We start from the raw sequence: 11,801 nt of genomic DNA, 5'->3' as shown, positions 1-11,801 counted from the left end.
CCCCGCGACCGCCCGCCCCGGAGCCGCGCACGACGAGTTCCGGTCCGACGCCTACCGCTCGGTGGGCGAGATCATCGCCGCCGGGAAGCCGCGCCGACGCCGCTGGGACCTCGTGCTCTCGATCCTCGGCTGCCTCGCCCTCGGCCTGCTCACGATCGTGCTCGGCTACCTCGCCGCGATCCTCTCGGTCTTCCCCGCGCAGTGCGAGGGCCAGAACTTCGCCTGCGACTTCGACCGGATCGACTGGGGCGTCTCGATCGCGCTGATCGGGCCGCCCGCGCTGACGCTGATCGCCGTGGCCGTGACGGTCGTGCGCTACCTCGTGGGCCGTCGCGCGTTCCTCGTGCCGGTCATCGGGTTCGTGCTCTGCATCGCCACCGCGTTCCTCGCCTCCTCGCTCGTGACGAGCTCGATCCCCGGGTCGGCGCTGGTCTAGCACCGACCCGGGGGGCGCGTCAGCGGTCGGCGCGGTCGGCGCTGGTCCAGCACCGACCCGGGGGCGCGTCAGCGGTCGGCGCGGTCAGCGCTGGTCCAGCACCGACCCGGGGCGCCGACCGCCGGCGAGGTCAGCCGCAGGCGGGCTCGTCGTTCAGCGTGACCGCGGTGGGGTTGATCATCGGAGTCACCCGCACGGTCTGGTCGCCGAAGCCGGAGGCGTCGCCGGCGCTGAACTGCACGTCGAACGTCTCGGACTGGCCGGGCGAGAGCTGCACGGCGACCTTCGAGACGGGACGGCCGAGGTCGTCGAGGCTCTCGGGTCCGTAGCCCGTGCCGTCGGCCCAGGCCGCGCTCGACACCGTGGTCCCGGGAGGGCCGTAGACGTAGATGTTGGTGACGAAGTCGCCCAGGGGGTACGCACCGCGCCCGCCGGCCGCGGCGACGTAGCCGGGCAGCGTCCGAGCGACCGCCTTCGAGATCGTGTTGGTCACGGTGACGGAGGTGGTGAAGACCGCGCCGGAGGCGGCGCACCGGCCCGCGCTCGACTGCGTGACCGCCGTGCTCAGGTAGTAGTCCATCTTCGAGCCGCCCGAGGCGTCCTGGAAGAACACTCCGGTGGTCGTGCCGTCGGTCGTCGTCTGCGGCAGGACCCCCGCGATCGGCGTGGGCGCGAGGAGCGCCTGCTCGTCGGCGTCGGAGCTGTAGGCGAGGATGCGGCTCTCGTCGACCGCCTTCACGATCGCCGGGAGCATCTTCGTGGGCTCCATCTCCCCGCCGAGGATCTTCCCCAGGACCGTCGCGCTCGCCTCCGAGAAGAACTCGTCGGTGCGCTCGGCCACGACCGACTCCGGGTAGCGGAAGTAGACCTCGTTGAGCAGGGTCGAGACGGTGTTCTCGCTCGTGAGGACCGTGCCGTCGGTGAGGGTCACCGGCCCGGTCGAGCCGAGGAGGTAGGAGAGGGCGACGGGGTCGATCGCGAGGACGCCGTCGATCCTCTGCTCGGGGAACTTCTGCGCCCAGAACTGGGAGGCGATCGAGGCGGCCGTCGGGAAGTCGGGGCGGCTGGTCGAGACGTTGAAGGTCGTCGCCATGTTCTCGCCGATGGTGTCGAGCGCGCTCTGGTCGACGGTGACGGGCGCCAGACCGCGGAAGTCGCCGCTGCCCAGCTGACGGCCGATCGAGATCGCGCCGCCGTCGACGTCGAGCTGCATCACCGACGACGCGCCGCCGCCCAGAGCCTGCGACTCCGCCAGGTTCTGGAACATCACCAGGTAGTGGCGCGGGCCGGACGCTCCGAGGGAGTCGGGGAGGATCGCGGTGAGCGGCTCGACCTGCTCCATCGCCGCGGTCGCGGTGGCCAGCTGCGGAGTGAAGGAGTCGAGGGCCGAGGCGACCTGCGGCACCAGCGGGCCGCGGTCGATGCCCTCGACGCGGGTCTGCGCCGCGTCGACGACCTCCTTGGCGACGGTGATCTTCTGCGAGAGCTCGGTGATCGCCGCGAGGTCGACCCTGCCGTCGACGGGCTTGAGGATGTCGAGCGAGGTCGTGGAGAGCGGCGTGACGATCCGGCCGGAGACGTCGTCGGCGATCTCGGTCGCGGCGCGGACCGCGGACAGGTTCGGCCCGAGGACGGGCACCACCTCCATCACCCGCCACACCGGGTCCTCGGTCTCGTCGCGCGCCTCGCCGGTGAGGGTCGCGATCCGGCCCGCGGTCTCCTCCGCCCCGGAGGTGTCGAACGTCGTCAGCCTGTCCGTCACCTGCGACACCAGCGGGATCGCCTCGGTCAGCTTGTCGCGGACGGTCATCGCCTTGTCGTAGGTGCGCACGCCGAGGAGCACCGCGACGACGGCGCCGATCAGCAGGACCAGGAGGACGATCAGCGTGATCCAGAGGCCGCGACGGCGGCGCGGCCTGCCGCGGGTGGAGCGGTCGGCGGACGTGGTGGTGCTCATTCGAGAGAGCCTAAGCGACGGTCGGCGGAGTGCGACCGGGCCCGCGCCACCGGCCCCGTCCCAGGACGAGGGACACGCGATGCGGATGCGCGGCCGTCCGGCGCCTCCGCCGGGACCGAGCGGGAGGCGGGATGCTGCTCCGCTCAGCCCAGCAGGAGGGACACCCCGATGAGCACGGGCACCGCGGCGACCGTGGTCACGAGGGCCGTGTCGCGGGCGACGGCGACGCCCCGGTCGTAGCGCGAGGCGAAGGTGAAGATGTTCTGCGCGGTCGGCAGCGCGGCGGTCACCGTCACCACGAAGAGGTGCTCGGAGTCGAGGTGGAACGCGAAGCGCCCCAGCAGCAGCGCGACCGCCGGCATCACCAGCGACTTGAGGACGGAGGCGACGACCACCTCGACCCGCGCCGGCCCCGCCTCCAGCGGCCGCTGCCCGCGCAGCGACATCCCGAAGGCGATCAGCACCAGCGGGATCGATGCGTTGCCGATGATCGAGAACGGCTGCAGCACGGGCGCGGGCAGCTCGACGCCGGTGAGTGCGACGACGAGGCCGAGGGCGGAGGCGATGATCATCGGGTTCCGCAGCGGCTGCGTGAGGATCGCGCCGACCGAGGTCCGCCCGCTCGTCGAGACGTCGAGCAGCGTCAGGATCGTCGGCGCGAGGACGATCAGCTGCAGGAGGAGCGTCGGGGCCACCCACTGCGGATCGCCCAGCACGTAGATGGCGACCGGCAGCCCGATGTTGTTGGCGTTGACGTAGGAGGAGGCCGCGGTCCCGATCACCGTCTCCGGCAGCGGGCGGGGGAAGAGCAGCCGCGAGGCCAGCACGTAGAGCAGGGCGACGGTCAGCACCGTCAGGAGCGAGACGAGCAGGAACGAGGAGAAGAGGACGGAGACGTCGGCCCGCGACAGCACGGTGAACAGCAGCGCCGGCGTCGTGACGAAGAAGGCGATCCGCGACAGGATCAGCCGGCTCTCGGGCGGGACGATCCGGAACCGCGCGATCAGGTAGCCGACCGCGATGACGACCCCGATGATCGAGAAGCCGGTGAGCACGCCCTCCACGCCGCCGCCTCCCCGCCGCGGCCCGTCCGCTGTCGCGCCTCCACCCTAGGCAGTGGCCGGGCGTTGCAGCGCCGGCGGGACGCGCCTACGGTGTGCGGCATGCCGCATCTCGAGGTCCCCGGCGCGAGCCTCCACTGGGAGGCGGACGGCCACGCCTCCGCGCCCGCCCTGCTGCTCGTGCACGCGGGCATCGCCGACCTGCGGATGTGGGACCCGCTCGTCCCCGACCTCTCGCGCGACCGGCTGGTGGTCCGCTACGACGTCCGCGGCGCGGGCGGAACGAGCACGGAGGACGTGGAGTACGACCCGCGCCGGGACGCCCTGGACGTGCTCGACCACCTCGGGGTCGAGCGCGCGGTGGTCGTCGGCTGCTCGCGGGGCGGGACGCTCGCGCTCGACCTGGCGCTCGAGCATCCGGAGCGGGTGACCGGCCTGGTCGTGATCGCGCCGGGCCTGGCGGGCTTCGACTACCCCGCGCTGACGGCGGAGGAGGAGCGGCGCTTCGGGGAGGTCGAGGCGCTGGAGCTCGCGGGCGAGCGGGAGGCCGCGGCGATCGTCGAGGCGGAGCTCTGGGCCGTGGGTCCCGACCGCTCCGCGGACGACGTGGCTCCGGAGTTCCTCGCGCGGGTCCGGGAGCTCGCGCTCACGGGCGTCGGCCACGAGGCGGAGGCCCCCCGCCCGATCGATCCCTCCGGGCCGGCGGGCGAGCGGCTCGGGGAGATCGCCGTGCCGACCCTCGTCGTGGCGGGCGCGCACGACCTCTCCGAGTCGCTGCCGGTCTGCGAGCACCTCGCCGCCGAGGTGGGCGGTGCCGAGCTGCACGTGCTCGAGGACGCGGCGCACCTGCCCGGCCTCGAGCACCCCGAGGAGTTCCTCGCGGTGCTGCGGCCGTGGCTGGAGCGCCACGGGATCTGATCAGGCCACGGCGGCCAGGTCGAACGCCCAGTCCACGTAGAGCTCCGGCGGTTCGCCCTGCTCGACGAGGTCGATCCGGTCGAAGCCGGCCTCGACGCAGGTCGCGCCCGCGTCCAGGTCGCTCTCCGCCACGAAGGCGTGCACGAAGCGGGGCACGGGGAACGCCGCCGCCTCCTCGAGCAGCATCCGCACGGAGGCCGCGGTGATGCCGCGGGCGTGCGGAGCGATGCTCCACGCCGCCTCGTAGGCGACGACGCCGCGCGAGCAGCCGTACCAATAGCCGATGGAGCCGACGGAGAGTCCGTCCAGCTCGACCACGTAGAAGAACGCGTCGCCGTCCGCCCAACCGCGCAGGTAGCGGTCGTGGCGCACGAGGATCTCGCTCTCGCTCTCGAGTCCGCCGCCCGCGTGCGCGAGGGTGTCGCGCAGGACGGAGGCGTCCGCCTGCGGCCAGGGGAGCAGGCGGAGGTTCTCGGGGTGGTGGTCGATGCTGGCTGTTCTCTGGTCGCTTCCGGGTTCGGGTCCCGTCACGCGCTCCGATCCTCTCTCTCAGGATGGCTCGCCGATCGAGCGCGCCGCCAGGGTGTTCGGCGCGCCTGTCCGATCGGATGTCTCCGCACTCGGGATGCGGACACGGTGTCGCCCCATTTTCGACCCGATCAGGGGAGGGAAACGGAAGCGGTGAGGAATCTAGCCCCGGACGGGGGGTGGCACCTGCACAACACCTGGGCAGCCGCTGACCGCGGGGCCTCCGAGGGGCGGCGGAGACGTGCGCCCGCCCCCGCGAGATCGCCGCTTCGCTCCGCTGAGACGCAAGAAAAGCGCGCGCACGAGCCCATACGCTCGGAGTCGGAGCGCGTTCCGCTCCTGCAGCCCCGTATCACCAGCGTGAGGAGGATCACCATGTCGCAAGCCGTGCAGAGCACCGTCGTCGGAGAACCCGAGGTCGTCGAGGACCGCGTGGAGGAGTCCGCCGCCTGGCTCGACCTGAAGGCGGCCGCCGCCGGGCTGCAGCCGCTCCAGTCCCAGGACGGCTCGCTCGCCGATCCCGAGCGGCTCGAGGAGGCGCGCACCCTCGTCGAGCGGATCGTCGCCGGCGTCCGCACCCTCGCCCCCGCGTTCCCGCACGACGCCGCGTACCTCGACGCGCTGGTCGTCGACCTCGAGCGCTGGAGCGCCGGCGGACTCGGCCTGCCCGACTTCCTCGACTCGCTCACCGCGTTCCAGCCGCAGCTCGAGCGCGTCGACGGCCGCCGCCACCTCGTCGTCTTCCCCATGTACACCCAGAACGGCAGCCGCGACCGCCACGTCGAGGCCGTCCTCGTCGAGGTCGTCTGGCCGCGGTTCGTCGCCGAGCTGGAGGCCGGGGACTACTCCAACGCCCTCTTCTTGCCCGTGCGCTTCGTCGACTTCACCGCCGGCTACGACACCGACAGCGCTGTGCTGTTCCCCGAGACGGTCGCGATGCGCTCCGTCCCGTCCTTCACCTGGGGCGCGATCTTCGCCGACCGCGAGGCGGCCCGGTTCCGCCGCGTCGTCACGGAGGCGGCCCGGATCACCCGTCTCGAGCTCCCGGAGGACGCGCAGCGCCTGGTGGCCGACCAGCGCCTGGCGGAGGAGTCCTTCGTGATGTGGGACCTCATCCACGACCGCACCCACATGCGCGGCGACCTGCCGTTCGACCCGTTCATGATCAAGCAGCGGATGCCCTTCTTCCTCTACTCGCTGGAGGAGCTGCGGTGCGACCTCACCGCCTTCCGCGAGGCCGTCGCCATCGAGCGCCGCCTCGGCGCGCTCGACCGCCGCGACGACGAGGAGGAGGCGCTGGCCGAGCGCTCGCGCTTCGTGCAGTACGCGATCCTGTTCGACCGGCTCTTCCGCTTCCCGCTCACCGGGTCGCGGGTGCGCAACTACGACGGCCTCGGCGGCCAGCTGCTCTTCGCCTGGCTGCACCAGCACGGCGTCCTGCACTGGACCGACACCCGGCTGGCGTTCGAGTGGGACGGCGTCGCCGACGTGGTCGTCGCCCTCTCGGACGCGATCGACGAGCTCTACTGGCGATCGATCGACCGGCCGAAGACGGCGCACTGGCTGGCCGCGCACGAGCTGATCGCGGCCACTCTCGCTCCGCACCCCGCCTCCGCCTGGGCCCGCGGGCTCCCGGACGAGGTGCTGCTCGGCGCCCCGCGCGGGCTCACCGACGCGGTGCTGGACGACGAGTTCCCGCTGTCGATGTTCTACGAGGCCCTCGGGAAGAAGATGGGCGACGTCATCGCCTCGACCCGGGGCATCACCGGCCGGGACTGACGTCGCGCCCGGGAGGTGGCGGGGTGCGCTCCTCCGCCTCCCGGGGCCCCGTCCGACCGGCGTCGGTTAGCGTGGGGCGCATGCCCTCAGGTGACGGAGCCGCGGACCCGCTCGACGCGGGCTGGATCCGGCGAGCGCCGAGCCGGGCCGGATACGTGCGCGATGCGGTCACCGCGGGGATCCTGCTGGTGGCGACGATCGTCTCCGTCGCGCTGTACTCCTCGGCGGGCTTCCCGGACGCGGCGCACCCCGTCGTCAGCGCCCACTGGGCCGTCCTGATGACCCTTCCCCTCGCGCTGCGCCGCCGGTTCCCCGCGAGCGTGGCGGCCGGGCTCTCCGTCGTCTACGCGCTCGGGATCGTGCTCCAGGTGCCGGAGTCGCTCTTCGGCCAGATCTGCCTGTTCCTCGCGCTCTACACGGTCGGCGCGTGGGGCCGGAACCGGCGCACGGCGCTCGTCGTCCGAGTGGCGATCGCGGTCGGGATGCTGGGCTGGCTGCTCACCACCCTCGCCACGGGCGAGTACTTCGGCAGCTCCGTGCCGGTCGACGACTCCCCCGGCCTGCTCTCGCCCTACGCGGCGGAGTCGGCCCTCGCGGTCGTGTCGAACCTGCTCTACTTCGGCAGCGCCTACGTCTTCGGCGAGGCGTCGTGGCAGTCGGCCCGCCGGCTGGAGGCGCTCGAGACGCGCACGGCCGAGCTCGACGACGAGCGGGAGCGCTCCTCGCGGCAGGCCGTGTCCTCCGAGCGGCTGCGGATCGCGCGCGAGCTGCACGACGTGGTCGCGCACCACGTCAGCGTGATGGGCGTGCAGGCGGGAGCGGCGCGGCGGGTGCTGGCGCGGGATCCGGAGCGGGCGGCGGCCTCGCTCAGCGCCATCGAGGGCGACGCGCGCTCGGCGATCGAGGAGCTGCACCGCATCCTGGTCGCGCTGCGCGCCGAGGACGCGGTCCCGAATCCGCTCACCGACGCCGCGTCCACCCGCGGGGTGGCCCAGCTCGAGGAGCTGGTCGCGGCGTCCAGCGGATCGGGCCTGCCCACCGTCTTCCTCACCCTCGGCACGCCCCGCGAGATCCCCGCGACGGTGGGGCTCAGCCTCTACCGCATCGCGCAGGAGTCGCTCACGAACGTCCGCAAGCACGCGGGGCGCGGCGCGCACGCCGAGGTGCGCCTCCGCTACGCCCCCGACGCGGTCGAGCTCGAGATCGCCGACGACGGCGGGTCCGGCCCGCACCCGAGCGCTCCCGCCTCCTGCGGACTGGGGCACACCGGCATGAGCGAGCGCGCGGCCGCGGTCGGCGGCTGGATCGAGATGGGGCCGAGGGGCGGAGGGTACCTCGTGCACGCCCGGGTGCCGCTGTCCCCCGTCCGGGCGAGCGTGCCGGACGCCGACGACCCGGTACCGTCGTCGGAGACGTCGCGGGGGCGTCAGGAGCGAGCGAGCGGGGGCCGCCCATGACCGAGCACGTGCGCGTGCTGCTCGTCGACGACCAGGAGCTCGTCCGCGTGGGCTTCCGCATCATCCTCGAGTCGGAGCCGGGGATCGAGGTGGTCGGCGAGGCCCGCACCGGGCTCGAGGCCCTGCAGCGCGCCTCCGAGCTGCGCCCCGACGTGATCTGCATGGACGTGCAGATGCCCGGCCTCGACGGCCTGGCCGCGACCCGCGAGATCGTGGCCGACCCGCGCCTGGGCTCGCGGGTGCTCATCCTCACCACCTTCGACCGCGACGACTACCTCTTCGAGGCGCTCTCGGCCGGCGCCAGCGGGTTCCTGCTCAAGAACGCGTCGCCGGAGGAGCTGGTCGAGGCCGTGCAGGTGGTCGCCCGCGGCGACGCGATGCTCGCCCCCGACGTCACCCGGCGCGTGATCGAGCGGTTCGCGTCCGTGCCCGAGCGCACGCCGACCGCCGCCGACCACTCCGGAGTGGCCGATCTGACGGACCGCGAGCGGGAGGTGCTCGTGCACCTGGCGCGGGGCTGGTCGAACGCCGAGATCGCGGCCGAGCTGTTCGTGGGCGAGGCGACCGTGAAGACGCACGTCTCGAAGATCCTGATGAAGCTCGGCGTGCGCGACCGGATCCAGGCGGTCGTGTTCGCCTACGAGCACGGGATCGCGGTGCCGGGGCGCCCCTGAGCGGTCGGCCGGGCCGTCAGCGCCGGGGCTGGCTCGAGGCCGGGCGCGGCGGGGTGCGGCGGACGAACTCCATCCGGATCTCCGGCACGATCTTCCGGTCGAGCACGACCGTCATGTAGCGGCCGTCGACGCGGGCGCCGATCGCGACCACGTCCGGATCGGTGTCCACGCGGTAGCCGCGCAGCGCCTCCCCGTCCACGATCACCGGGACGCCGCGCACGACGTCCTCGTCGCGGAGGGCGGCGGCGACCACCGGCATCCCGCCGCGGCGGCTGCGCACGCGGCCCGGGAAGGTGTTGCGGAGCACGTCGCCCATGTGGGCCGCGAGGCGGGACTCCAGGGGCCGGCTGCGCTCGGCGGGGATCGGCACGGAGGTGCGGACCGCCTCCCAGAGCACCGGGTACCGCATCCGCGTCACCTGGTCGACCATCCACGGCGGCAGGTGGTCGTTCTCGGCGCGCTCGATCGCGCGCTTCTGCTCGGGGGTCAGCGGGACGTGGTTGACGGGGTCGGCGCGGTTGCGCGGGTTCTTGTAGAACGAGTACGAGAGCGAGATCTCGACGAAGCGGCCGAGCGCCATCGTCTGCGCCGCGGCGAACTCCTCCAGCCTCGGCTGGGGCGCGAACGCGAGGACGGGATCGCCGAAGCGAGCCGCGATCTCGTCCACCCCGGGAGGGGCGGGCATGTCGCGGACAGCTCCCGTCGTGTCCATGCGCATACGTCAAGAGTGGCCTGCCTCCCAGCCGATACCAACTTCTTGACGGAGATCGGCTTTCGGGTCGTCGTCCGTTCACCTGCCCGAAACATGCGGGAGGCAGGAGGGGTGTCTCGGCGGGCGCCTCCGGGGCTCCTCCGGGCGGCGGGCTGCGAAGATGGAGGGATGAGCGCTCTGCACGATCCCGACGTCCGCGGCTTCGCCTCCGACAACTACTCCGGAGTGCACGACGAGGTCCTCGCCGCGATCGCCGCGGCCAACGGAGCGCACCAGATCGCCTACGGCGAGGACGTCTACACCGAGCGCCTGCAGGAGGCGTTCCGCCGCGAGTTCGGCGAGCAGGCCCAGGCCTTCCCCGTCTTCAACGGCACGGGCGCCAACGTCACCGGCCTGCAGTCGATGCTGCCCCGGTGGGGCGCCGTCGTCTCGGCGGGCACCGCGCACATCACCTCCGACGAGGGCGGAGCGCCCGAGAAGGTCGGCGGGATCAAGATCCTCACGGTCCCCACGCCCGACGGCAAGCTGACCCCGGCACTGGTCGACCAGGAGGCGTGGGGCTTCGGCGACGAGCACCGCGCCCAGCCGCTCGTGGTCTCGATCACCCAGTCCTCCGAGCTCGGCACCGTCTACACCCCGGAGGAGGTGCGCGCGCTCGCCGACCACGCGCACGGCCTCGGCATGCGGCTGCACATGGACGGGGCGCGCATCGCGAACGCCGCGGCCGCCCTCGGCCTGCCCCTGCGCTCCTTCACGACCGACGCAGGCGTCGACGTGCTCTCGTTCGGCGGCACCAAGAACGGCATCCTGCTCGGCGAGGCGATCGTCGTGCTCGACCCGGCGGCCTCGACCGGGCTGACCTTCCTCCGCAAGACCAACATGCAGCTGTCCTCCAAGATGCGCTTCATCTCGGCGCAGCTGCTCGCCCTGCTCGGCGACGGCGGCGAGGAGGAGCCCCTGTGGCTCCGCTCGGCCCGGCACGCGAACGCCATGGCGGCGCGCCTGCGCTCGGGGCTCGAGGAGGCGATCGCCGCCGGACGGATCACCGGGCTCGAGTTCACGCAGCAGACCCAGGCCAACGCGGTGTTCGCGACGCTGCCGCCCGGAGTCGCGGACCGGCTCCGCGCCGCCTACCGCTTCTACGACTGGAACCCGGCGACCGGCGAGGTCCGCTGGGTCTGCTCCTTCGACACGACGGAGGACGACATCGACGCGTTCACGGCCGCGATCGAGCGCGAGCTGGCCGCGTGAGGGCCCGCCTCCCGCGCCTGGCGACGGTCGGCGCCGCGCTCGCCGTTCTCGTCGCGCTGACGGGCTGCACGTCGGCCGAACGCTCGGACGTCGCGGCCACCCCGTCGGCGTCCGAGACCGCCGCTCCGACTCCCTCCGCGACTCCGACGCCCTCGCCCACGCCCACGGCCTCGACCCGCCTGGGCTGCGACTCCCTCCTCCCCGCCACGCGGGCGGCCTCGGCGCTGGGGGTCTCCCGCAGCGCTCTCGAGGGCAGCCGCGAGGTGACGACGCGCTCCTCGGGCGAGCTGATCCGCGAGGCCGCGGAGGAGAACGGCGGAGTGCTCCGCTGCGCCTGGTACGACGAGGACGCCTCGATCACCGCGGCCGCGGTCGACGACGCCGCCGAGGCCTTCGCCGGCCGTCCGGGCCCGCGCCTCGAGACCGCCGTCGAGGCCTACGGCTCCTGCATCGACGGCAGCTGCGACCTGGACCTGCTCGCCGGCGCCACCTGGGTGACGCTGCAGCTGCGCGGCGCCCCCGCGGCCGTCGACCTCGCCGCGCTGGCGACCGGCACCGCCTCCGCCGCGCTCGGCACCCTCGACGAGCCGGTCACCGCGACGGCGCCCGTTTGCACCGAGGTCCTGACGGCCGAGCAGCTGTCCGGTGCCGCCGGTCTCGCGCAGGCGACCGCGGGGACGGGGACCGGGACGCCGACCACCGCGTCGGCCGCTGCCGCCGCCCGGGCCGGGTACGCCTCCTGCAGCTGGAGCGACGCCTCCAGCGCTGCCTACTCGGGCGTGACGGTCGACGCGCTCCCGAACGGCGACGACGGCTGGCGGAACCTCTCGCTGACCTCGGGCCTGGCGATCCCGCTCGAGCCGCTCGACGGCTTCGGCGAGAAGGCCCTCACCGGCTGCGCGGCGGGCGTCTGCGAGATCGACGCGCTCGCCGACGACGTGTGGTGGCGCGTGACCGTCACCGGCGACGCGGCGAAGGCCGAGGCCGTCGCCCGCGCCGTGCTCGCGAACGCCTGACCCGGGCACCCC

At 73.4% G+C, this 11,801-nt stretch carries 11 protein-coding genes; 7 read left to right on the top strand and 4 right to left on the bottom strand.

Annotated features, from left to right (window positions below):
• The coding region (locus C5C54_RS18095; RefSeq protein WP_104288815.1) for a hypothetical protein at nt 1-436 on the top strand (436 nt) is incomplete at its 5' end.
• A 130-nt stretch (nt 437-566) separates the two neighbouring features.
• Here the strand turns inward: C5C54_RS18095 and C5C54_RS16410 are convergent.
• Both C5C54_RS16410 and C5C54_RS16405 read right to left on the bottom strand, forming a co-directional pair.
• Nucleotides 567-2,393: a DUF4012 domain-containing protein gene (locus tag C5C54_RS16410; RefSeq protein ID WP_104288814.1), complete on the bottom strand. Its 1,827-nt coding sequence runs from the start codon at nt 2,391-2,393 to the stop codon at nt 567-569.
• 143 nt (nt 2,394-2,536) lie between these two features.
• Nucleotides 2,537-3,457 carry an AEC family transporter gene (locus C5C54_RS16405; RefSeq protein WP_104222809.1) on the bottom strand — a complete coding sequence of 307 codons (921 nt, stop codon included), beginning with the start codon at nt 3,455-3,457 and terminating at the stop codon, nt 2,537-2,539.
• A 99-nt stretch (nt 3,458-3,556) separates the two neighbouring features.
• On the opposite strand from C5C54_RS16405, the gene C5C54_RS16400 reads away from it, so the two are divergent.
• Nucleotides 3,557-4,372, top strand: a complete 816-nt coding sequence (locus C5C54_RS16400; protein ID WP_104234381.1) for an alpha/beta fold hydrolase — start codon at nt 3,557-3,559, stop codon at nt 4,370-4,372.
• Here the strand turns inward: C5C54_RS16400 and C5C54_RS16395 are convergent, their stop codons facing one another.
• Entirely contained in the window at nt 4,373-4,903 is a 531-nt protein-coding gene (locus C5C54_RS16395; protein ID WP_104222811.1) for a hypothetical protein, read from the bottom strand. It lies immediately after the preceding gene.
• Nucleotides 4,904-5,275: 372 nt separating this feature from the next.
• On the opposite strand from C5C54_RS16395, the gene C5C54_RS16390 reads away from it, so the two are divergent.
• The 3 genes from C5C54_RS16390 to C5C54_RS16380 all read left to right on the top strand — a co-directional run bounded on the left by C5C54_RS16390 (nt 5,276) and on the right by C5C54_RS16380 (nt 8,810).
• Nucleotides 5,276-6,679: a DUF6421 family protein gene (locus tag C5C54_RS16390; RefSeq protein ID WP_104288813.1), complete on the top strand. Its 1,404-nt coding sequence runs from the start codon at nt 5,276-5,278 to the stop codon at nt 6,677-6,679.
• 80 nt (nt 6,680-6,759) lie between these two features.
• Nucleotides 6,760-8,136 (top strand): sensor histidine kinase, encoded by a 1,377-nt coding sequence (locus C5C54_RS16385; protein WP_104260958.1) that lies wholly within the window; start codon nt 6,760-6,762, stop codon nt 8,134-8,136.
• A complete protein-coding gene (locus C5C54_RS16380; RefSeq protein ID WP_104288812.1) occupies nt 8,133-8,810 on the top strand; it encodes a response regulator transcription factor in 678 nt (225 codons plus the stop codon). The genes C5C54_RS16385 and C5C54_RS16380 overlap by 4 nt, the downstream gene beginning before the upstream one ends.
• 16 nt (nt 8,811-8,826) lie before the next feature.
• Here C5C54_RS16380 and C5C54_RS16375 read toward each other — a convergent pair whose 3' ends face one another.
• Nucleotides 8,827-9,522: a hypothetical protein gene (locus C5C54_RS16375; protein WP_104239200.1), complete on the bottom strand. Its 696-nt coding sequence runs from the start codon at nt 9,520-9,522 to the stop codon at nt 8,827-8,829.
• A 168-nt stretch (nt 9,523-9,690) separates the two neighbouring features.
• Between C5C54_RS16375 and C5C54_RS16370 the strand changes: the two genes are divergently transcribed.
• Both C5C54_RS16370 and C5C54_RS18090 read left to right on the top strand, forming a co-directional pair.
• Nucleotides 9,691-10,773: a low specificity L-threonine aldolase gene (locus C5C54_RS16370; protein WP_104222816.1), complete on the top strand. Its 1,083-nt coding sequence runs from the start codon at nt 9,691-9,693 to the stop codon at nt 10,771-10,773.
• On the top strand, nt 10,770-11,789 hold the full coding sequence (locus C5C54_RS18090; protein WP_181127922.1) for a hypothetical protein: 1,020 nt from the start codon (nt 10,770-10,772) through the stop codon (nt 11,787-11,789). Before C5C54_RS16370 ends, C5C54_RS18090 begins: the two co-directional genes overlap by 4 nt.
• Nucleotides 11,790-11,801 lie beyond the last annotated feature (12 nt).

It is taken from the genome of Rathayibacter sp. AY1F2 (genome assembly GCF_002930885.1).
Lineage (GTDB): Bacteria > Actinomycetota > Actinomycetes > Actinomycetales > Microbacteriaceae > Rathayibacter.
This window is presented reverse-complemented; position numbering and strand designations above follow the sequence as displayed.

Excerpts from the sequence above, each read along its gene's own strand:
- C5C54_RS16400 (WP_104234381.1), top strand. The coding sequence starts at position 3,557 with ATGCCGCATCTCGAGGTCCCCGGCGCGAGCCTCCACTGGGAGGCGGAC.
- C5C54_RS16390 (WP_104288813.1), top strand. The coding sequence starts at position 5,276 with ATGTCGCAAGCCGTGCAGAGCACCGTCGTCGGAGAACCCGAGGTCGTC.
- C5C54_RS16370 (WP_104222816.1), top strand. The coding sequence starts at position 9,691 with ATGAGCGCTCTGCACGATCCCGACGTCCGCGGCTTCGCCTCCGACAAC.
- C5C54_RS16385 (WP_104260958.1), top strand. The coding sequence starts at position 6,760 with ATGCCCTCAGGTGACGGAGCCGCGGACCCGCTCGACGCGGGCTGGATC.
- C5C54_RS16410 (WP_104288814.1), bottom strand. The coding sequence starts at position 2,393 with ATGAGCACCACCACGTCCGCCGACCGCTCCACCCGCGGCAGGCCGCGC.
- C5C54_RS16375 (WP_104239200.1), bottom strand. The coding sequence starts at position 9,522 with ATGGACACGACGGGAGCTGTCCGCGACATGCCCGCCCCTCCCGGGGTG.
- C5C54_RS16380 (WP_104288812.1), top strand. The coding sequence starts at position 8,133 with ATGACCGAGCACGTGCGCGTGCTGCTCGTCGACGACCAGGAGCTCGTC.